Below are 18,704 nucleotides of genomic sequence, written 5' to 3'. Positions count from 1 at the left end.
CGTTGGTAAGTAGAGTTGGCAAGTACGATCCAGTGCAGGATTCCGTGCAGAAGAGGATGGACCATGTCGAAGGATGCTGTCGCCCACACGTCCGTCCGGCCTGCCACCCGCGAGAAGCGCGAGCAGATCCTCAAAGCCGCCGTCGAGATCTTCGGCAACAAGGGATCGACCAACGGCACCCTCGCCGATGTCGCCGAGCAGGTGGGCATCACCCACGCCGGCGTGCTGCACCATTTCGGGTCGAAGCAGAAGCTGCTGCTCGAGGTGCTCGCCTACCGCGACCAGGCCGACGTCGCCGAGCTCGCCGAGAAGCACATCCCCGGCGGACCCGAGCTCTTCCTGCACCTCGTGCGCACCGCCATCGCCAACGAGCGGCGCCCCGGGATCGTGCAGGCGTACACCGTGCTCTCATCGGAGTCCGTGACCGACAACCACCCCGGCCGCGAGTACTTCGAAGAGCGCTACACGACGCTGCGACGCGAGGTGACGGATGCCTTCCACGCCCTGTGCGCGCAGGAGGGAGTGACCGAGCCCTCGACGATCACGACGGCCGCCGCCAGCATCCTCGCCGTGATGGACGGCCTGCAGCTGCAATGGCTGCTGCATCGCGACGTGTTCGACCTCGGCGAGGCGAGCGAGTTCGCGATCCGGTCGATCGTCAACGGCGTACTGCATCCAGGACCGGCACTGGAGTCGTACCGCCGCGACTAGGCTCGGGCCATGACGATCGACCTCGAAGCGCTCTACACCGACCTGCACCAGCATCCCGAGCTCTCGTTCCAGGAGACGCGCACCGCCGGCATCGCCGCGGGCCACCTGCGGGATCTCGGCCTCGAGGTGCACGAGGGCATCGGCGTCACCGGCGTGGTCGGCATCCTGCGCAACGGCGACGGCCCGGTCGTGTGGGCGCGCGCCGACATGGACGCGCTGCCCGTCGGCGAGGAGACCGGGCTGGCGTACGCGAGCACCGCGACCGGCATCGACCCGGCCGGCAACACCGTGCCCGTCATGCACGCCTGCGGCCACGACATGCACGTCACCGCGATGATCGGCGCCGTCGAGAAGCTCGTCGCCGAGAAGGCCGACTGGTCGGGAACCGTGGTCGTGCTCATTCAGCCCGCCGAGGAATACGGCGCCGGATCCCGTGCCATGCTCGACGCCGGACTGCGCGATCTCGTGCCGCACCCCGACGTCGTGCTCGGCCAGCACGTCACTCCCCTGCCCGCCGGAACCATCGGCGTGCGCCCCGGCACGCAGATGGCGGCATCCGACGGACTCACCGTCGTGCTGCACGGACGCGGCGGACACGGCTCACGCCCGCACTCCACGATCGACCCGGTCGTCATGGCTGCGGCGACCGTCATGCGCCTCCAGACCATCGCATCGCGCGAGGTCGACCCGCGCGATGTCGCGGTGGTGACGGTCGGCTCGATCCATGCGGGTCTGAAGAACAACATCATCCCGGCCGAGGCCAAGCTCGAGCTCAGCCTGCGCTATCCGAACGACGAGATGCGCGACAAGGTGCTCGCGAGCGTCGAGCGCATCGTGCGGGCTGAGGCGGCGGCATCCGGAGCCGAGCGCGAGCCCGAGATCCGCACTGACCACACCCTGCCGCCGACGATCAACGACGCCGATGCCACCGCGCGCGTCACCTCCGCCCTGCAGCGCGCGCTCGGCGAGGCGTCGGTCGTCGACCCCGGGATGTTCACCGGCAGCGAGGACGTGTCGTGGTTCGCCCGCGACACCGGCGCGCCGCTGGTCTTCTGGTTCTGGGGCGGCATCGATGCGGCGAAGTTCGCGGCATCCGCCGCCGCCGGCACGCTCGACAAGGACATCCCGACCAACCACTCGCCGTTCTTCGCGCCCGAGATCCACCCGACGATCGAGGTCGGCGTCACCGCACTGTCGGCCGCCGCGCGGGAGTTCCTCGACTGAGGCGGCTTCTCGCCGTTCACAATTCAGCATGAACGGTCGGGATCGGGCCGGATTCAGGCCCTGAGCACGCGGAACGCACGTTCTCTGCTGAATTGTGAACGCGAAGCGGGGCTGACTCAGCCGCCGATGGCGTTCATGCCTCGGGCGGGCTGCAGGAATGACGGGTCGTTGATCGCGTGCCCCGGCAGCTTGCCGTGCACGCAGGAGCGCAGCATGGCACCGATCGCATCGGCCCGCTGAGCGGGAGCAGCCTGCGCGTCCGGCCGCAGCACGCCGATCAGGTCGTACTCCGCGTTCGAGAACAGGCAGTTGCGCAGCTGTCCGTCGGCGGTCAGTCGAAGTCGGTCGCACGCGCCACAGAAGGGGGCGGTGACCGAGGCGATGACGCCGACCTCGTGCGGTCCGCCGTCGATGCGCCACTTCTCCGCCGGCGCACCGCCGCGGCCGGGAACCGGCTCCAGCTCCCACCGCGCGCTGAGCTTCTCGAGGATCTCCTCGCGCGTGACCATCGAATCGCGATCCCAGGTGTGCCCGGCGTCGAGCGGCATCTGCTCGATGAAGCGCAGCTGCGCACCGACCTCCATCGCGAACGCGACCAGGTCGGGCAGCTCGTCGTCGTTCACGCCGCGCATCGCGACCGTGTTGAGTTTGAGCGGGCGCAGTTCGGATGCCGCCGCTGCCGCGATGCCCTCGAACACGTCGTCGATGCGGTCTCGACGCGTGAGGTCGGCGAAGCGCTGACGATCGACCGTGTCGATGCTGATGTTCAGTCGCGTGAGGCCGGCGTCGATCAGGTCGGGCAGGTGCTTCGCGAGCGTGATGCCGTTCGTCGTCATGGCGACCTCGACAGGGCCTTCGTCCCCCTCGATCGCCGAGACACGGCGCACGACGTCGACGATGTCGGCACGCAGCAGCGGCTCACCGCCGGTGAGACGGAAGGTGCGGATGCCGAGCGATGCGGCGACCTGCGCCACTTCGACGATCTCGTCGGTCGACAGGATGCTGGTGCGCGCCAGCCATTCGTTTCCCTGCTCGGGCATGCAGTACGTACAGCGCAGCGAGCAGCGGTCGGTCAGCGAGATGCGCAGGTCGCGGTGCACGCGACCGTGGGTGTCGATGAGTCCCTGCGACGCGGGCGCGGGGTCTGTGGCGACCACGGGATGCGGCGAGCGCACACCGATCACGACCGGCACGGCCGTCATCGCAGTTTCCCTCTCCCCGACATGTTCCGAGACTACCCGCGCCCCGCGTCGTGCGGCCCATGCGGGCGCGACGACCGGCATATTGCCAGGTCCTCTCGGGACGCGCGGCGCTCGCCCAGGCCACCTGGCTGGAGATTCACCCGGGAGTTCACCAGCGATCGGGCGAGCTCAGCGCACGGCTGCAGCTCGAGGAACTGCGACGAACCGCACCAGCGCCGGATCCACACGCAGACGGATCAGATCGCCGACCGCCACGCCTCCGGCAGCATCCAGCGACAGGTCGATCGCGCCTGCATCGGTGTGCACGCGCACGCCTCCCAGCGTGGGCTCGATTCGCACCACCACAGCCGGCCACGACTCCGGTCCCGCCTCGGCGATCCGCACATCGCCCGGGCGGAAGACCGCGGCGAGTGCCGCGCCGTCGGTCGCCGCGAGAGCACGCGATGCAGGATGGGCGCTGGTCAACCGCGCGTCGCCGCTGCGCCATGCTCCCCCGCTCGCGACGCCCACCAGGCGATTGACCCCGGCGATCGACGCGACGAAACCGGATGCCGGGGCGGCGAGCACGTCGCGCACCGGCCCCTCCTGCGTCACGCGGCCAGCCTCGACGACGATCAGACGGTCGGCGAGCGCGACGGCATCCGCGGCATCGTGCGTGACCGCGACGGTCGTGGTCGAGGCGAGCTGGTCGCGCAGCATCCGCCGGATGTCACCGGCCGTCTCGGGGTCGAGCGCGACGAGTGGCTCGTCGAGCAGTACGACGCGAGGGGATGCGGCGAGCGCGCGAGCGACCGCGACCCGTTGCTGCTCACCGCCGGACAGCTCGTGCGGCATCCGCTCTCCGGAGCCGGGGAGTCCGACCCGTGCGAGCCAATCGTCGGCCCCCGCCCGCGCCGCGCGGGCGTCAGTGCCCGCCGCCCGTGGCCCGAATGCCACGTTCTCGCGCGCCGAGAGATGAGGGAACAGCCGCGGCTTCTGCCCGAGCAGCACGACCCCGCGGCGCATCGGCTCGGTCCTCACCCGCGGCTTCGCTACCCGGTCGACGACCCGGCCCTCGACGGCGATCTCGCCCCCGCCCAGCGGCTCGAGTCCGGCGAGCGCCTGCAGCAGCGTCGACTTGCCCGCTCCGCTGGGTCCCATCACGGCGACCGTCTCGCCGGTCTCGACCTGCAGCGAGACATCGACGGTGAAGTGCTCTCGCGGCACGACCACGCGGGCGCGCAGCCCGGCGACAGCAGGCGCGCTCATCGCGCCGCCCCCGGCCGCCAGCCGCGCACGAGCAGCAGCACGAGGATCGCCGTGGCGAGCAGCAGCAGCGCGAGGGCGACCGCGGCCCCCTGGGTGACGCCTGCGCCGTTGAAGGCCGTGTAGATCGCCAGGGGCATGGTCTGCGTGACGCCGGGGCGGTTGCCCGCGAAGAGTGCCGTCGCGCCGAACTCGCCGATGGCCCGGGCGAAGCACAGCACCACGCCCGCGACGATCCCGGGCGCCGCGAGCGGCAGCGTGATGCGGCGCAGGATCGTCCAGCGGCCGGCTCCGAGCGCGGCGGCTGTCCGCTCGTACTCGACGCCGGAGGTGCGCACAGCCCCTTCGACCGCCAGCACGAGGAACGGCAGCGCCACGAAGGTCTGCGCAAGCACGACGGCCGGCGTGCTGAAGGAGATCCCGAGACCGCCGAACCACCCCGCCCGCCCGAACAGGTAGAGCAGGGCGACACCGCCGACCATCGGCGGCAGCACGAGCGGTACCGTGACCGCGGCCCGCAGCACGGCGGCCAGGCGGGGCCCGGAGCGGGCGATCGTCAACGCCAGCGGCACACCGATCACGATGCACAGCAGAGTGGCGACGAGGCCGGTGCCGAGCGACAGGAGCAGAGCCGAGCGCGCGGCCTCCGACGTCACGTCGGCGATGAAGGTCGACCACTCGACACGGGCGACGAGCGCCGCGAGCGGGAGGATGAGGAACGCGAGACCGATCAGGGCCGGGATGGCCAGGGCACGCGGCGCGTATCCGTGTGAAGCGGCCGCAGTCACGGCGCTCCGAAGCCGAAGTCGGCCAGGATGCTCTGGCCATCATCCGACAGCACGAACGCGACGAACGCGTCGGCGGCCGCAGAGTTCGATGCCTCCGACAGCGTCGCGATCGGATAGTGGTTGACGACCTCGTCGGCACCGTCGGGCACGATCACCTCGACATCGTCGCGACCGACGACGTCGGTGGCGTAGACGAGGCCCGCATCCGCCTCACCGGCTGCGACCTTGGTGAGCACGGCGGTGACGTTCTGCTCGAGGCTCGCGGCGTCGACCACGACGCCGGCGTTCGAGAACAGCGTCGCCGAGGCGGCGCCGCACGGCACCTCGGGGGCGCACAGCACGGTGGTTGCGTCGGCCAGATCAGCGAGGGTCTCGACGCCACCCGGATTGCCCGTGGGAACGGCGATCACGAGCGTGTTGGAGGCGAACAGGGTCGGGTCGACCGCGGCATCCTCGAGCTTGTCCATGTTCGCCTCGTCGGCCGAGGCGAAGACGTCGGCCGGAGCGCCCTCGCGCAGCTGGGTGACCAGCGTCGACGATCCGTCGTAGACGCCGCTGAACGTCACATCGGGGTTCTCGTCGGTGAAGGCCGCACCGATCTCGTCGAAGGCGCCCGACAGCGATGCGGCGGCGTACACCGTGAGCTCGCCGCTGACGGCACTCTCCGGTGCATCTCCCGAGCTGGCAGGGGCCGGGGCTTCGGCGGTGCACCCTGTGAGGGCGAGAGCGGCGGCGGCCAGGACGACCGCGACGGTGCGACGCAGGGCGCGGTTCATGTCAGCCCTTCGGCACTTCGACGACGACGTTGGTCGCCTTGACGGATGCGGTGGCGAGCGAGCCGACCTCCAGGTTCAACTCGCGGGCGGCCTCGGCCGACATGAGCGAGACGACGCGGTGGGGTCCGGACTGCAGATCTACCTGTGCCATGACTCCGTCGATCTGCACGCGCGTCACGATGCCGACGAAGCGGTTGCGGGCGCTCGAGAGAGCATGATCCGACGCCTGCGCCTCCTCGGCGAGCTCCACAGCGCGGGCGGCGAGAGCGTCACCGGGGATCTCGGCCGGGACGGCATCCGCCGTCGGCAGCAGGCCCTGATCGATCCAGCGCCGCACCGTGTCATCGCTCACTCCGAGCAGCTGTGCTGCGCGGGCGATCCGAAAGCTCTGCATGGGTGCACACTACCGCAGACGCGGATGCTGAAACACTAAATCACCGCATTCGCGGAAGCAACGCGCTCGCGCGGCATCCGTCCGCGGCGAACTCCGGACGAATACCCTCGCGCCCGCCGCAATCGCTCACCCCGGGCATAGCCTGGTGCCATGCAGCCGCTCGTCGCTCCCGCGCCCGCCCTCGACCCGGCCGAACTCGTCCGCACCGCCAGGCACGCGGTGCTCACGGGCATCGGAGAGGAGGGGCAGCGCCGTCTCGCCGCGGCCCACGTCACCGTGGTCGGCGCCGGCGGCATCGGCTCCCCCGTGCTCCTCGCACTGGCCGCGGCAGGAATCGGCAGCATCACGGTGATCGACGACGACGTCGTGGAGCTGACCAATCTGCAGCGCCAGCTCGCCCACCGTGTCGAGGACATCGGCCGCCCCAAGACCGTTTCGGCGGCGCGCGCGATCAGCGCACTGTCACCGGGGGCGGAGGTCGTGACGGCCTCCGAGCGACTCGACTCCGAGAACGCCGAGCGCCTGTTCGCCGGGGCCGACATCGTGGTCGACACGAGCGACTCCTTCGCGACCCGCCGCGACGTCGCCGCTGCGACCGAGAGCCTCGGCATCCCGCTCGTGTGGGGTGCCGTGCAGGAGTGGCACGCGCAGGCCACCGTGTTCTGGTCGAATCCCCCCGAAGGCCACACGCCCGTGGTGCTCACCGATCTCTTCCCGCTCGGCACCGAGGGCGAGCCGCCCAGCTGCGCGCAGGTCGGCGTGCTCGGGGCCCTGTGCGTGCAGGTGGGCGGGATGCTGGCGGGCGAGGTCGTGAAGCTCATCACCGGCGCGGGCGAGCCGCTGCTCGGCCGGCTCGCGATGATCGACTCCCTTACCTCGAGACAGCACGAGATCGCCATCCGTTCGGCGGTGTCGGCATGAGCGCTGCGGGCGGCGGTCGCCGATCCGTCGAGGATCAGCTCGCGCGGGTGCTGGATGCCGTACGCGCACTGCCCGCCGAGACACGGGCGATCCGGGACGCGGCCCAGCGCACGCTCGCAGAGCCTGCGACGGCGGCGCACGACATCCCGCTCTTCGACAACTCCGCGATGGACGGCTTCGCCGTGCGGGCAGCGGATGTCGCCTCGGCATCCGACGAGAGCCCTGTCGCGCTCCGCGTCGTCGCAGATCTGCCCGCCGGGGTGTCGGACGACCCGGCACTCGGAGTCGGCGAGGCGGCACGCATCATGACCGGCTCGCCCGCCCCGACTGCGGCGGACGCGATCGTGCCTTTCGAGGACACCGTCGGCGGTCTCGCCGATTCGCTGGGCGAGGTGCGGGTGCTGCGCGCTCCGTCGACCGCAGGAGCGTTCATCCGCCGTCGCGGCGCCGACCTGCGCGCCGGTGACGCAGTGGTGCTCGCCGGCGAGCGCCTCGGAGCGTTCCAGCTGTCCGCCGCCGTCGCCGCCGGGGTCGAGAGCGTGACGGTGACACGCGCACCCCGGGTGGCCGTCGTATCCACCGGCAGCGAGCTGCTCGAGCCGGGCGAGCCCGCAGCGCGCGGCCGCATCCCCGATTCCAACGGTCCGCTGCTCGAGCTCCTCGTCGCCGATGCCGACGCCGAGGTCGTGCTCGTCGCCCGCGTCGCGGATGACGCCGATGCCGTGCGCGCCGTCACGGCGACCGCCGTAGAACGCGGCGCTGACGTGATCGTGTTCACCGGCGGCGTGAGCGCCGGTGCATACGAACCCGTGCGCGGCGCGTTCGACGGACAGGGCGAGGTCGAGTTCGCGAGCGTCGCGATGCAGCCGGGCAAGCCGCAGGCGTTCGGCGTGCTCGACGCCGGCACTCTGGTGTTCGGTCTTCCCGGAAACCCCGTGAGCGTGGCGGTGTCGTTCGAGGTGTTCGTGCGCCCCGCGCTGCTGGCGTTGCAGGGTCGCTCCGAGATCCACCGCCCGCGCGCATCCTTCACCGCGGATGCCGCGTGGACCACCCCGCCGGGACGCCGTCAGTACCTGCCCGCCGTCGTCGACCTCGTGTACAGGACCGTGCGCCCGGCGACCTCGGGCGGCTCGGGATCGCACCTGGCCGGCGGACTCGCCCGCGCCCACGCGTTCGCCGTCGTGCCCGCTGAGGTCGAGGCCGTCGCCGTGGGCGATGCGATCGATGTCATGCTGGTCGGATGAGCTTCACGCATCTCGATTCGGCCGGCCACGCCCACATGGTCGATGTGACCGGCAAGCAGCCGACGGTCCGCACCGCCACCGCGCGCGGATTCGTGCGCTGCGGCGCCGAGGTCATCGCTGCCCTGCGCGACGGCACCGCACCCAAGGGCGACGTGCTCGCGGTCGCCCGCATCGCCGGCATCCAGGCCGCCAAGTCGACACCCGCTCTGCTGCCCCTCGCCCACGTGATCGGCGTGCACCGCGCGTCGGTCGAACTCGACATCGTCGACGACGGCGTGCACGTCGAGGCGACCGTGGGCACCGCCGACCGCACGGGCGTCGAGATGGAGGCCCTCACAGCGGTCTCGGTGAGCGCCCTCGCGATCGTCGACATGATCAAGGGCCTCGACCGCTCGGTCGTGATCGAAGACGTGCGCATCGTCGCGAAGTCGGGCGGGCGCTCGGGCGACTGGGTGCGCGAGGGAGAGACGCTGTGACCACCCGCGTCCGCTATTTCGCTGCGGCCGCCGAGGCCGCGGGCACCGACGCCGAGGACCGCGGCGAGCACTCGCTCGAGCAGCTGCGCGCCGCCGTCGTCGTCGACCATCCGGCGCTCGCCGACATCCTTCCGCGGTGCGCGGTCATGGTCGACGGCGTGCGCAGCGATGACGACCGTCCGCTCGCCGACGCCCAGCTGATCGACGTGCTCCCCCCGTTCGCCGGGGGATAGGCCGCAGGCGAAGCGATGCCCGCGGGGCGTGCGCTTCGTGCGGCGATCTGCGCGTCAGAAGGACGCGGATGCCGAAAACGGCCGTCAGAAGCGCGAATGGCCGCGTGAAGCAGCCGCAACTCGACTCAGCCGCCGATGCCCTTCCACGAGGTCGAGCCGTCCGACTCGACCTGGCGCTTCCACACCGGCAGCGACGTCTTGATGTCCTCGATGACCGCGCGGCACACCTCGAAGGCCTCAGCACGATGCTCTGCCGCGACCGCGATGACCACGGCCGCATCCCCGACGTCGAGGCGACCGATGCGGTGGCTCACGGCGACCACGACCCTGGCGTCGCCGACGGCATGCGCTGCCGCCTCCTCGGCGATGCGTCGCAGCGTCGGCTCCGCATCGGGGTGTGAGCTGTATTCGAGCCCGACCACCGGGGTCGTCGCATCGGGGTCGTTGTCGCGCACGCGCCCGATGAAGGTCGTGACCCCGCCCAGGGCCGGGTCGTCCACCGCAGCGAAATGCGCGTCGACGTCGAGCTTCTCCTCCGAGATCGCTGCGATCCGCACCTCGTTCACGAGTGATCACCGCCCTCGACCTGGTCGACGACGTGTCTGGCGACGGTGAGCACGACGGGAACACCGGATGCCACGGCCCGGGGCGACCCGGGAAGATTCACCACGAGCGATCCGGCCGGGTCGACGATGCCCGCCACGCCACGAGAGAGCAGGGACAGCGGGGTGTCGGCGAGGCCGCTGCGGCGCAGCTCCTCGGCGATGCCGGGCACCTCGCGGGTGATCACCCGACGGGTGCCCTCCGGCGTCTCATCGCGCGGGCTGACGCCGGTCCCCCCGGTCGTCACGATCAGCCTCACGCCGCGGGCCACCGCTCGGCGCAGCGCATCCGCGACCGAGGTGGCGCCGTCGGCGATGACCTCGGCATCCGGGCAGTGCCACCCGGCATCCCGCAGCAGCCCGACCGCGATCGGCCCTCCCCTGTCTTCGCGTTCACCCGCGAAGGATCGATCCGAGACAGTGATCACGCAGGCGGGGAGCGACGTCATGGCTCCCACACTAGGGCGAGACCCGGGGTCGCGCACCGGCATCAGGCGACGCGGATCAGCGACCGCTGCCACCCCGACGAACCGTTCGGCGCGATCGGCGCCCGCTCTTCGATCTGCAGGTCGCCGTTCTTGTTGATGGCTCGCACGGCCACGTAGTGCGTGCCCGGCGTGGCATCCCACTCCATGAACCACTGCACCCAGGTGTCCTCGTTGATCGGTGCCGACAGCGTCGCCGGCATCCAGTCGCCCTCATCGATGCGCACCTCGACCCGCTCGATGCCGACCGACTGCGCCCACGCGACGCCCGCGATCGGGATGCGGCCGGCCTTGACCGCCTCGCCGACCTTGGGAGTGTCGACGCGCGAGGCGAACTTGATCGGCGCCTCGGCGCTGTATCCGCGCGGGGTCCAGTAGGCCTCGTCCTTGTCGAACGTCGTCACCTTGAGCTCGGTCAGCCACTTCGTCGCCGAGACGTAGCCGTAGAGACCGGGAACGACCATGCGCACCGGGAACCCGTGCTCGAGCGGCAGCGGCTCGCCGTTCATGCCCACCGCGAGGATCGCATCGAGGTTGTCGTCGGTCAGCGCCGACAGCGGCGTGCTCGCGGTGTATCCGTCGACGCTCTTCGACAGCACCATGTCGGCTCCGGACTTCACCCCTGCCTTCTTGAGAACATCGCGCAGCGGGACGCCGAGCCACTTCGCATTGCCGACGAGGTCGCCGCCCACCTCGTTCGAGACGCAGGTGAGGGTGATCGCATACTCGTCGAGCCCCATGTCGAGGATGTCCTGGAAGCTCATCTCGACGCGCTGATCGACCATGCCGTCGATCACGAGACGCCAGGTGCTGGGGTCGATCGTGGGCACGGTCAGCGCGGTGTCGACGCGGTAGAAGTCCTTGTTCGGGGTGAACAGCTTGCTCAGGCCCGGGATGTCTAGCTCGGCGCCCTTCGGCACCGTGACCGTCGACTTCGGCGCCGGGAGCTTCAGCGCCTCCCGGATCGACGCCACGGAGGCGACCGTCATGCTCACCGTGCGCGACGCGATGCCGACGACGACCGCCGAGACGCTCGCGATCCCGGCGACGATGAAGAACTGCCGACGCCCCAGATCCTTCGGCGGCTGCGCGGCATCCTGGCCCACCGTCCCGGTGCCGGTCGCGGCGAGACCCTCGCCCTTGCGGTCGGTCATAACGGCGGGAACCGCCGAGGCCCTCCACGTCTTCAGACGGCGGATCAGGAGCACCATCAGGATCGACCCTGCGATGGTGCCGAGCACGGGAGGGAGGAAGGCGAGGGGCGTGACTCCCGCCCTCGTCACGATCGCCGCGGTGGAGAGCGCGCCCGCGACCACCAGGGCGATCACGCCAAGCGGGGGACGGAGCAGCTGAAGGATTCCGGCGATCGCCGACGCGATCACCACCGCGAGACCGAGACCGACCAGCAGCGCGATCTTGTCGTACTCGCCGAAGGTCGCGATCGCGAATTCCTTGAAGGGCTGCGGCACGATGTCGATCACGAAACCGCCGACCGCGAGGATCGGGCTCGCTGAGCGCGCGAAGATCAGCGCGAACAGCTCTGCGGTGGCCAGGAAGACGGCACCGCTGATCACCCCCGAGAGTGCTGCCCAGAGGATGAATCGTCTGCCCTTGCTGCGCTGTGGGTCTTTGCTGCGCTGTGCCATGATCTGCTCCTTCGCACCGCCGACGGTGTGGTCAGCGGTTGTTCGGAGCGAAGGCGCGAACGGATGGTCGCGAGCGCCGGTGCGTCAGAGACGCCGCGCGGTGATGGTGTCGCGGTCCTGCAGCTGGCGCAGAGTGCGCAGGCACCGGGAGCACAGGATCTCGACGCGACGCGGGTGGTTCTCCCCGCAGACGCAGTCGACCGTGACGCGCCACTTGGCCTTGCGTCCGCAGGCGGCATAGGCCTCGTCGTCGCCGTGGTCGCACTCGCACAGCTGGCGTCCTCGGTCGAGACCGGGGAGCTCGACGAGGGTGCGCTCGAGGTCGGCGACCGGGGGCTGCTGCGTCTTCACCACCTGCCCATGCTCCCGGAGCCCGCCGCCGCGCGCAACACCGCGCCGCTCGCGTGCGCCGCGCACCGGAGACGACGAGCGTCGGGTCAGACCTGCACGACGTGCGGCGGGGGCGGCGGCGCGAGCTGGCGCTGCGGCACTCCGTGCGCCTCGCGATGCAGACGCTCCATGCGGCTGTCGAGCTCGGCGGCGGCCTCGGCCGCATCGGTCAGGCTGTCGACGAGGTGCGAGGGCACCTGGTTCGAGAACTTGTAATAGATCTTGTGCTCGAGGCTGGCCCAGAAGTCCATCGCGATGGTCCGGAACTGCACCTCGACCGGCACCGCGAGCGCCCCGGTCGACAGGAACACCGGCACCTCGATGATCGCGTGCAGGCTCTTGTAGCCGTTCTCCTTCGGCGTGGCGATGTAGTCCTTGACGGTGCGCACGGTGACGTCGTCCTGCGCGGTGAGCAGGTCGAACAGGCGGTACACGTCGGCGACGAAGCTGCACGTCACGCGCACGCCGGCGATGTCGGTGATCTCGGAGCGGATGCGCTCGAAGTCCGGCTCGACGATGCCCTTGCGGGCGATCTTCTCGACGATGCTGTCGGGGGTCTTCAACCGGCTCTTGACGTGCTCGATCGGGTTGTACGCGTGGTGATGGGTGAACTCGTCACGCAGGATCGAGATCTTCGTCTCCACCTCCCGCATCCCGAACTCGTACTCGCGCAGGAAGCGCTGGAACTCATCGCGGAGCTCCCGAGTCTGCTGGATCGCATCGTCGGTGAGCTGAAGGGACGTCATGCATCCGACGTTACGCGTTCGTGATCGGCGCAGGCTGTGCATCGCCGATGAGAAATTCGGTCCGGCGCGGTCTTGACGATGTCGGAGGCCGGGTCTACAACGGACGACATGGCTACCGCAGGCGAGAAGTGGACAGAGGCGTACGTCGAGGCGTGGCGATCGAACGATCCGCAGCAGATCGCGGCGCTCTTCAGCGAAGACGCGATCTACCTCACGAGCCCCGACGCCGAGCCGCGGGTCGGTCGGGCCGACATCGTCGCCGGCTGGCTCGAGGACCTCGACGATCCGGGCACGTGGTCGTTCGAGTGGTGGATCGTCCGCGAGGATGACGACTTCGTGGCGATCGAGGGGCGCACGCAGTACCCGTCTGAAAGGGACTATCTCAATCTCTGGATCGTCCGACTGGATGTCGAGGGCCGGGCGACCGCGTTCACCGAGTGGTACATGCCGCGCCCTCATTCCGAGTGACCGCCTCGGCCGCGTAAGGATTCCGTTAGGGACACCGGGGCACCCGTAGGGATTCCGTGAGGAACGCGTGAGGAAGCCGTTCGCGGGCGTAATGTCGCCCGACGTGTCAGATGAAACCCGGGACAACCTCGACGCTCCTCCTCGCGTGAAGCGCATCCTCATCGGCGACCCGCTGACGAGCGCACAGGTCGACGATCAGCTGCTCCCGAAGAAGATGGCGTTGCCGATCTTCGCGTCGGACGCCCTGAGCTCGGTCGCCTACGCGCCGCAGGAGCTCGTGATGATCCTCCTCATCGGCGGACTGACGTTCCTGTCGTTCACGCCGCTCGTCGCGGTCGCGGTCGTCGTGCTGCTGATCGTCGTCGTGCTCAGCTACCGGCAGCTCATCAAGGCCTACCCCTCGGGCGGCGGCGACTACGAGGTCGCCTCGAAGAACCTCGGCGAGATCCCCGGCGTCATCGTCGCGGCCGCGCTGCTGGTCGACTACGTGCTGACGGTCGCCGTGTCGGTGGCATCCGGCGTCGACAACATCATCTCGGCGGTGCCGGGCCTCGATCCGCTGCGCGTCGAGCTGGCGGTCGGATTCGTGATCCTCATCATCCTGGTGAACCTGCGAGGAGTGCGCGAGGCCTCGCTCGTCTTCGCGATCCCGACCTACGTGTTCATCGCCTCCGTCGGCTTCATGATCGTGACCGGGCTGTTCCGCACCTTCCTCGGCGATGCGCCGGTCGCCTCGAGCGCCGAGTTCGCCGTGCACTCCGAAGACCTCGGCCAGGCCGCGGTGATCCTTCTGATCCTGCGGGCGTTCTCGAGCGGATGCTCGGCCCTCACCGGCGTCGAGGCGGTGTCGAACGGCGTGCCCGCCTTCCGCACCCCGAAGGTCCGCAACGCCCAGACCACGCTCGTGCTGATGGGTTCCATCGCCGCGTGCCTGTTCGCCGGGCTCACCGCCCTCGCCCTGATCACCGGCGTGCACTACGCCGAGAACCCGTGCGACCTGATCGGCTTCGACTGCTCGAACCCGCAGCCGAGCCTGATGGCGCAGATCGCGTCTGCGACGTTCGGCGGCGGCAGCATCCTGTTCTTCATCATCCAGGCGGCGACCGCCTGCGTGCTGCTGCTGGCGGCCAACACCGCCTTCAACGGATTCCCGCTGCTCGGCTCGGTGCTCGCCCGTGACGGCTACGCCCCCAAGTCGCTGAACACCCGCGGCGACCGCCTCGTGTTCTCGAACGGCATGATCGTGCTGGGGATCGCGGCGATCATCGTGCTCGTGGTGTTCCAGGCGAAGCTCACCACGCTGATCCAGCTCTACATCATCGGCGTCTTCGTGTCGTTCTCGCTCGGGCAGATCGGCATGGTCCGGCACTGGCGCCGCGTGCTGCGCGGGCCGCTCGAGACGACTCCCGGGTCGGGCGTCGACGGCGCCTCGGCATCCGACCGCCGCTCTGCGAAGATCGGGCTGGTCATCAACTCGGTGGGCGCCGCGATGACGGTGGCGGTGCTGCTGATCGTGACGATCACGAAGTTCACGCACGGCGCCTACCTGGTGTTCTTCGCGATCCCGGTACTGGCGTTCCTGATGATGGGTGTGAAGCGGTACTACCGCGACGTCGAGCATGAGATCGCGATCGACGACACGACGAAGTTCGGCGCGACCGGCGACCTGGCGATCGTGCTCGTCAACCGCCTGCAGAAGCCCGTGATCAAGGCCATCGACTACGCGATCGCCGCCAAGCACGGCAAGACTCTGGCGGTGCACGTCGCCGTCGCATCCGACGATGCCGCGCAGCTGCAGAAGGACTGGGCAGACCACCTGGTGCCGATCCCGCTGGTGATCGTCGAGTCGCCGTTCCGGTCGTTCGCACAGCCTGTGACGCAGTTCATCAAGCAGTACCGCGAGAAGCACGGCTCGTCCGTGGTCACGGTCTATCTGCCGCAGTACATCGTGGGGCACTGGTGGGAGACGTTCCTGCACAACCGCCGCTCCCGCCGCCTGGCCAACCAGCTGATGCTCGTGCACGGGGTCTCGATCACGCTCGTGCCGTGGCTGCTCGACTCGTCGGAGCTGATCTACGGCCGACGCTCGCGCCCGCTGCCGGGGCAGGAGCGCGCAGGGCGACCGGTCGTCGTGAACGGCCGCCGCGCGCACCGGCCCGAGGGCCCGCCCGAGAGCTGACGCCGGTCAGGATGCCGCGAGCACACCGCCGAGGATCTCCGCCGCCTCGGGGAATCGCGTCGGGTCGGCGTTCGCGTAGTTGAGTCGCACATAGGCTCCGGAGGGCTCCGCGGGGAACCATTCGGATCCGGGAGAGATGATGAGGCCGCGTGTCTCGCATCCTCGGACCACGCCGACGACATCGGTGCCCTCCGGAAGCCGCACCCAGAGGTTGAGGCCACCGGGCGGCACCGTCTCGACCGTCGCGGTCGGGGCGTGCTCGGCGAGGCTCGCGAGCAGCAGGTCGCGTCGCGCCCTCAAGTGGTCGCGGAAGCCACGCAGGTGGCTCTTCCACGCCGGCTGGGTCACGACGTCGAGCGCGGCAGCCTGCAGCAGCCCGCTCACGTACATCGACTCGGCGGCACGGTCGGCGAGGATGCGCTCGCGCGCCGGGCCCCGCACGATCACCGCGGCGATCCGCAGTGCGGGCGAGACGCTCTTGGTCAGCGAACGGAGATAGACGACATGGCCGTCATCGTCCATCGCCGCGATCGGACGCGGATCGCCGTCGATGGCCAGATCGTGGGCCCAGTCGTCTTCGATGAGGAAGGCACCGTGTCGCCGCACGCTCTCGAGAACGGCGAGGCCCGTCGACGTCGGCCACCTGGCGCCCGTCGGGTTGGCGAATGTGGGTTGCGCGTAGAACGCGCGAGCCCCGGTCTCGGCGAAGGCCCGCTCGACGGCATCCGGATCGGGGCCGTCCGGCCCCGACGGGATCGGCACCAGCACCACCCCGGCCTGCTCGGCGGCGAGAAGAGCACCCCAGTAGGTGGGCGATTCGATCAGCAGAGGCTGCCCGGCCCCGACCACGGCTCGGAAGATGGAGCTCAGCCCGCTCTGGCTGCCCGCGATCACGAGCGCATCCCTGGCAGATGCCGGAGTGACGTCTGCGGGGGCGGATGCCGCGAGCTCAGCCGCGAACCAGGCCTGCAGCTCCGGCATCCCGGCGGCGGGCGAGCGAGTGAGCGCTGACGAGGTGCGTGCCGCACGGGTGATCGCCTGACGGACCAGCCGCTCGGGAAGCAGGTCGACCGCCGGATACCCCGAATGCATGCCGATCGCGTCGGGAGCGACAGTCCGCTGCGTCGAGGTGAGCCCGGCGAGTCGCGCGGGAGGAGCACCGAGCGCGGATGTCTGCCAGCCGTAGTCGGCGGGGCGCGGCGTCTTCTGCGCGCGCACGAACGTCCCCGCGCCTGGTCGAGATTCGATCAGGCCCAGCCGGGCGAGGCGTCCCATCGCCTTCTGCACCGTCACAGGGCTCGCTCCGTACTGCGCGACGAGCGCTCGATTCGAGGGAACCCGAGACCCCGGAGGCGCCGCCTCGATCCACCGACGCAGTTCTCCTACGATCCGGTCACTGCTATCCTGACTCATGAAAGAACAGAGTAGCGTTATCACTCCTGCTCGCACAGCGCTATCCCGTGCGGGCCTCTGGTGGGGGCTTCTCGGCGTCGCCGCCTTCTCGTTCACCCTCCCCTTCACCCGCATCGCGGTCGGCGGCCTCTCGCCTCTGTTCATCGGATCCGGTCGCGCGGTCGTCGCCGCAGCGCTCGCTGCCATCGCTCTGGCGGCCACCCGGCAGCATCCGCCGACCAGGGTGCAATGGTGGCGACTCGCGATCGTGGCCGGTGGTGTCGTCGCCGGGTTCCCCCTCTTGACGTCGTTCGCCATGACCGCCGCACCGGCGAGCCACGGCGCCGTGGTGATCGGCCTGCTCCCCGCAGCGACGGCCGTCATCGTCGTGCTCCGCACGCGCGAACGGCCGGGACGTGCGTTCTGGTGGTTCGCCGCACTCGGCGCCATCACGGCGGTGGTCTTCGCGTCACTGCAGAACGGGGATCTCGGCGCACTCCACTGGGCCGATCTGCTGCTGTTCGCCGCGGTGCTCGCTGCGGCTGTCGGCTATGCGGAGGGCGGCCTGCTGGCTCGGGAGCTCGGAGCCTGGCAGACCGTGTCGTGGGCGCTCGTGCTCGCCGCGCCGCTGATGCTCGTGCTGACCCTGGCCTCGGCGGTCGCCGACCCGCCGACGGCATCGCCGGTGCAGTGGCTCGCCTTCGCCTACCTCGCCGTGGTGAGCATGTTCCTCGGATTCTTCGCCTGGTACCGCGGGCTCGCGATCGGGCCCATGGCCCCGGTGAGCCAGATCCAATTGGTCCAACCCGTGATGAGCATCGCGTGGGCCGCGCTGCTTCTTCATGAGCAGATCGGAATGCCCACCGCGCTCGGCGGCCTGGCCGTCATCGTGTGCGCCGCGCTCGCGGTGCGCACCCGACTGATCCATCCCCGACCCACCACCCGCCCCCTGAACGAGGAGTTCTGATGCGCCACACACCCCGCTACCTGATGACCGACCCGCTCGAGGTGAAGCGCCTGATCCGCGGCAATCCGTGGGCCACATTCGTGTCGCCCGCGAGCACCGGGCTGGTCGCCTCGCACTACCCCGCTCTGCTGATCGAAGACGAGCACGAGATCGTGATCGCGAGCCACTTCGGCCGCCCCGACGAGCAGCTGCATGAACTGGGCGCGCACGAGGTGCTCGTGATCATCCAGGGCCCCCACGACTACGTGTCGCCCAGCCTCTATGCGCCCGGCGACCTCGTGCCCACCTGGAACCACGTGACCGCTCATCTCTACGGCACTCCCGAGATCCTCACCGAGGAGGAGAACTACGCCATGCTCGCGCAGCTGACCGACCACTTCGAGAAGGGAACGCCGCACGGGCGCAGCCTGTCGGAGGACGAGGCCGGCACCCGGCGAGCGGCGAAGGGAACCGTCGGGCTGAGGATGCGTGTCGACCGGTTCGACGCGCGCGCCAAGCTGAGCCAGAACAAGTCTCCCGAGGTGCGAGACACCATCACCGGGCGGTTCGACGAGACGAACGCGGCACTCGCGGCCGAGATGCGTCGAGTGTCCGGCCACGCCCCTCAATAGGCTG

21 protein-coding genes are annotated in these 18,704 nt (G+C 70.0%); 10 read left to right on the top strand and 11 right to left on the bottom strand.

The genetic code is table 11. The annotated features are described in order from the left end of the window. Positions 1-63: 63 nt before the first annotated feature. Both AKG07_RS14720 and AKG07_RS14715 read left to right on the top strand, forming a co-directional pair. Entirely contained in the window at positions 64-711 is a 648-nt protein-coding gene (locus AKG07_RS14720; protein ID WP_053098566.1) for a TetR/AcrR family transcriptional regulator, read from the top strand. A gap of 9 nt (positions 712-720) precedes the next feature. After that, positions 721-1,935, top strand: a complete 1,215-nt coding sequence (locus AKG07_RS14715; protein WP_053098565.1) for an amidohydrolase — start codon at positions 721-723, stop codon at positions 1,933-1,935. 116 nt (positions 1,936-2,051) lie between these two features. On the opposite strand, the gene moaA is transcribed toward AKG07_RS14715, so the two are convergent. From moaA to AKG07_RS14690, 5 genes are all read right to left on the bottom strand, one after another. After that, positions 2,052-3,137: a GTP 3',8-cyclase MoaA gene (gene moaA / locus AKG07_RS14710; RefSeq protein ID WP_053098564.1), complete on the bottom strand. Its 1,086-nt coding sequence runs from the start codon at positions 3,135-3,137 to the stop codon at positions 2,052-2,054. Positions 3,138-3,305: 168 nt separating this feature from the next. Further along, positions 3,306-4,385, bottom strand: coding sequence for a sulfate/molybdate ABC transporter ATP-binding protein (locus AKG07_RS14705; RefSeq protein WP_171821975.1), 1,080 nt, complete (start codon positions 4,383-4,385; stop codon positions 3,306-3,308). Beyond that, complete coding sequence (gene modB / locus AKG07_RS14700; RefSeq protein WP_053098563.1) at positions 4,382-5,170, bottom strand: molybdate ABC transporter permease subunit; 789 nt, start codon at positions 5,168-5,170, stop codon at positions 4,382-4,384. Before modB ends, AKG07_RS14705 begins: the two co-directional genes overlap by 4 nt. Further along, entirely contained in the window at positions 5,167-5,946 is a 780-nt protein-coding gene (gene modA, locus AKG07_RS14695; RefSeq protein WP_053098562.1) for a molybdate ABC transporter substrate-binding protein, read from the bottom strand. The genes modB and modA overlap by 4 nt, the downstream gene beginning before the upstream one ends. 1 nt (position 5,947) lies before the next feature. Continuing rightward, positions 5,948-6,340 (bottom strand): TOBE domain-containing protein, encoded by a 393-nt coding sequence (locus AKG07_RS14690; RefSeq protein WP_053098561.1) that lies wholly within the window; start codon positions 6,338-6,340, stop codon positions 5,948-5,950. A 150-nt stretch (positions 6,341-6,490) separates the two neighbouring features. Between AKG07_RS14690 and AKG07_RS14685 the strand changes: the two genes are divergently transcribed. Genes AKG07_RS14685 through AKG07_RS14670 form a run of 4 tightly spaced genes read left to right on the top strand, consistent with a single transcriptional unit; the run spans position 6,491 to position 9,214 of the window. Then, positions 6,491-7,261 carry a HesA/MoeB/ThiF family protein gene (locus AKG07_RS14685; protein ID WP_053098560.1) on the top strand — a complete coding sequence of 257 codons (771 nt, stop codon included), beginning with the start codon at positions 6,491-6,493 and terminating at the stop codon, positions 7,259-7,261. Beyond that, entirely contained in the window at positions 7,258-8,505 is a 1,248-nt protein-coding gene (locus AKG07_RS14680; RefSeq protein WP_053098559.1) for a molybdopterin molybdotransferase MoeA, read from the top strand. The genes AKG07_RS14685 and AKG07_RS14680 overlap by 4 nt, the downstream gene beginning before the upstream one ends. Beyond that, a complete protein-coding gene (gene moaC / locus AKG07_RS14675; RefSeq protein WP_053098558.1) occupies positions 8,502-8,981 on the top strand; it encodes a cyclic pyranopterin monophosphate synthase MoaC in 480 nt (159 codons plus the stop codon). Before AKG07_RS14680 ends, moaC begins: the two co-directional genes overlap by 4 nt. Continuing rightward, positions 8,978-9,214: a MoaD/ThiS family protein gene (locus AKG07_RS14670; RefSeq protein ID WP_053098557.1), complete on the top strand. Its 237-nt coding sequence runs from the start codon at positions 8,978-8,980 to the stop codon at positions 9,212-9,214. The genes moaC and AKG07_RS14670 overlap by 4 nt, the downstream gene beginning before the upstream one ends. Before the next feature lie 125 nt (positions 9,215-9,339). On the opposite strand, the gene AKG07_RS14665 is transcribed toward AKG07_RS14670, so the two are convergent. From AKG07_RS14665 to AKG07_RS14645, 5 genes are all read right to left on the bottom strand, one after another. Next, positions 9,340-9,780, bottom strand: a complete 441-nt coding sequence (locus AKG07_RS14665) for a molybdenum cofactor biosynthesis protein MoaE (protein WP_053098556.1) — start codon at positions 9,778-9,780, stop codon at positions 9,340-9,342. Further along, a complete protein-coding gene (locus tag AKG07_RS14660) occupies positions 9,777-10,265 on the bottom strand; it encodes a MogA/MoaB family molybdenum cofactor biosynthesis protein (protein ID WP_053098555.1) in 489 nt (162 codons plus the stop codon). Before AKG07_RS14660 ends, AKG07_RS14665 begins: the two co-directional genes overlap by 4 nt. Positions 10,266-10,306: 41 nt before the next feature. Next, positions 10,307-11,947 carry a molybdopterin-dependent oxidoreductase gene (locus AKG07_RS14655; RefSeq protein WP_053098554.1) on the bottom strand — a complete coding sequence of 547 codons (1,641 nt, stop codon included), beginning with the start codon at positions 11,945-11,947 and terminating at the stop codon, positions 10,307-10,309. A gap of 84 nt (positions 11,948-12,031) precedes the next feature. Beyond that, entirely contained in the window at positions 12,032-12,301 is a 270-nt protein-coding gene (locus AKG07_RS14650) for a hypothetical protein (protein ID WP_053098553.1), read from the bottom strand. Between the two features lie 83 nt (positions 12,302-12,384). Beyond that, complete coding sequence (locus AKG07_RS14645; protein ID WP_053098552.1) at positions 12,385-13,083, bottom strand: GTP pyrophosphokinase; 699 nt, start codon at positions 13,081-13,083, stop codon at positions 12,385-12,387. Positions 13,084-13,191: 108 nt separating this feature from the next. Here AKG07_RS14645 and AKG07_RS14640 point away from each other — a divergent pair, with 108 nt between their 5' ends. After that, positions 13,192-13,551, top strand: coding sequence for a nuclear transport factor 2 family protein (locus tag AKG07_RS14640; protein ID WP_053098551.1), 360 nt, complete (start codon positions 13,192-13,194; stop codon positions 13,549-13,551). Positions 13,552-13,642: 91 nt separating this feature from the next. Next, a complete protein-coding gene (locus AKG07_RS14635) occupies positions 13,643-15,730 on the top strand; it encodes an APC family permease (protein WP_053098550.1) in 2,088 nt (695 codons plus the stop codon). 6 nt (positions 15,731-15,736) lie between these two features. Here AKG07_RS14635 and AKG07_RS14630 read toward each other — a convergent pair whose 3' ends face one another. Then, positions 15,737-17,143, bottom strand: coding sequence for an aminotransferase-like domain-containing protein (locus tag AKG07_RS14630; RefSeq protein ID WP_053098549.1), 1,407 nt, complete (start codon positions 17,141-17,143; stop codon positions 15,737-15,739). Here AKG07_RS14630 and AKG07_RS14625 point away from each other — a divergent pair. Together AKG07_RS14625 and AKG07_RS14620 are read left to right on the top strand one after the other, a co-directional pair. After that, the gene (locus AKG07_RS14625) at positions 17,142-18,089 is read left to right on the top strand and encodes a DMT family transporter (protein WP_053098548.1); all 948 of its coding nucleotides are present in this window, start codon (positions 17,142-17,144) and stop codon (positions 18,087-18,089) included. The genes AKG07_RS14630 and AKG07_RS14625 overlap by 2 nt on opposite strands. Further along, a complete protein-coding gene (locus AKG07_RS14620) occupies positions 18,089-18,700 on the top strand; it encodes an FMN-binding negative transcriptional regulator (protein WP_053098547.1) in 612 nt (203 codons plus the stop codon). The genes AKG07_RS14625 and AKG07_RS14620 overlap by 1 nt, the downstream gene beginning before the upstream one ends. Positions 18,701-18,704: the final 4 nt, after the last annotated feature.

It is taken from the genome of Microbacterium sp. CGR1, assembly GCF_001266755.1.
Taxonomy (GTDB): Bacteria; Actinomycetota; Actinomycetes; order Actinomycetales; family Microbacteriaceae; genus Microbacterium.
This window is presented reverse-complemented; position numbering and strand designations above follow the sequence as displayed.

Excerpts from the sequence above, each read along its gene's own strand:
- AKG07_RS14720 (WP_053098566.1), top strand. The coding sequence starts at position 64 with ATGTCGAAGGATGCTGTCGCCCACACGTCCGTCCGGCCTGCCACCCGC.
- AKG07_RS14715 (WP_053098565.1), top strand. The coding sequence starts at position 721 with ATGACGATCGACCTCGAAGCGCTCTACACCGACCTGCACCAGCATCCC.
- moaA (WP_053098564.1), bottom strand. The coding sequence starts at position 3,137 with ATGACGGCCGTGCCGGTCGTGATCGGTGTGCGCTCGCCGCATCCCGTG.
- AKG07_RS14705 (WP_171821975.1), bottom strand. The coding sequence starts at position 4,385 with ATGAGCGCGCCTGCTGTCGCCGGGCTGCGCGCCCGCGTGGTCGTGCCG.
- modA (WP_053098562.1), bottom strand. The coding sequence starts at position 5,946 with ATGAACCGCGCCCTGCGTCGCACCGTCGCGGTCGTCCTGGCCGCCGCC.
- AKG07_RS14690 (WP_053098561.1), bottom strand. The coding sequence starts at position 6,340 with ATGCAGAGCTTTCGGATCGCCCGCGCAGCACAGCTGCTCGGAGTGAGC.
- AKG07_RS14685 (WP_053098560.1), top strand. The coding sequence starts at position 6,491 with ATGCAGCCGCTCGTCGCTCCCGCGCCCGCCCTCGACCCGGCCGAACTC.
- AKG07_RS14680 (WP_053098559.1), top strand. The coding sequence starts at position 7,258 with ATGAGCGCTGCGGGCGGCGGTCGCCGATCCGTCGAGGATCAGCTCGCG.
- moaC (WP_053098558.1), top strand. The coding sequence starts at position 8,502 with ATGAGCTTCACGCATCTCGATTCGGCCGGCCACGCCCACATGGTCGAT.
- AKG07_RS14660 (WP_053098555.1), bottom strand. The coding sequence starts at position 10,265 with ATGACGTCGCTCCCCGCCTGCGTGATCACTGTCTCGGATCGATCCTTC.
- AKG07_RS14655 (WP_053098554.1), bottom strand. The coding sequence starts at position 11,947 with ATGGCACAGCGCAGCAAAGACCCACAGCGCAGCAAGGGCAGACGATTC.
- AKG07_RS14645 (WP_053098552.1), bottom strand. The coding sequence starts at position 13,083 with ATGACGTCCCTTCAGCTCACCGACGATGCGATCCAGCAGACTCGGGAG.
- AKG07_RS14640 (WP_053098551.1), top strand. The coding sequence starts at position 13,192 with ATGGCTACCGCAGGCGAGAAGTGGACAGAGGCGTACGTCGAGGCGTGG.
- AKG07_RS14635 (WP_053098550.1), top strand. The coding sequence starts at position 13,643 with ATGTCGCCCGACGTGTCAGATGAAACCCGGGACAACCTCGACGCTCCT.
- AKG07_RS14625 (WP_053098548.1), top strand. The coding sequence starts at position 17,142 with ATGAAAGAACAGAGTAGCGTTATCACTCCTGCTCGCACAGCGCTATCC.
- AKG07_RS14630 (WP_053098549.1), bottom strand. The coding sequence starts at position 17,143 with ATGAGTCAGGATAGCAGTGACCGGATCGTAGGAGAACTGCGTCGGTGG.
- AKG07_RS14620 (WP_053098547.1), top strand. The coding sequence starts at position 18,089 with ATGCGCCACACACCCCGCTACCTGATGACCGACCCGCTCGAGGTGAAG.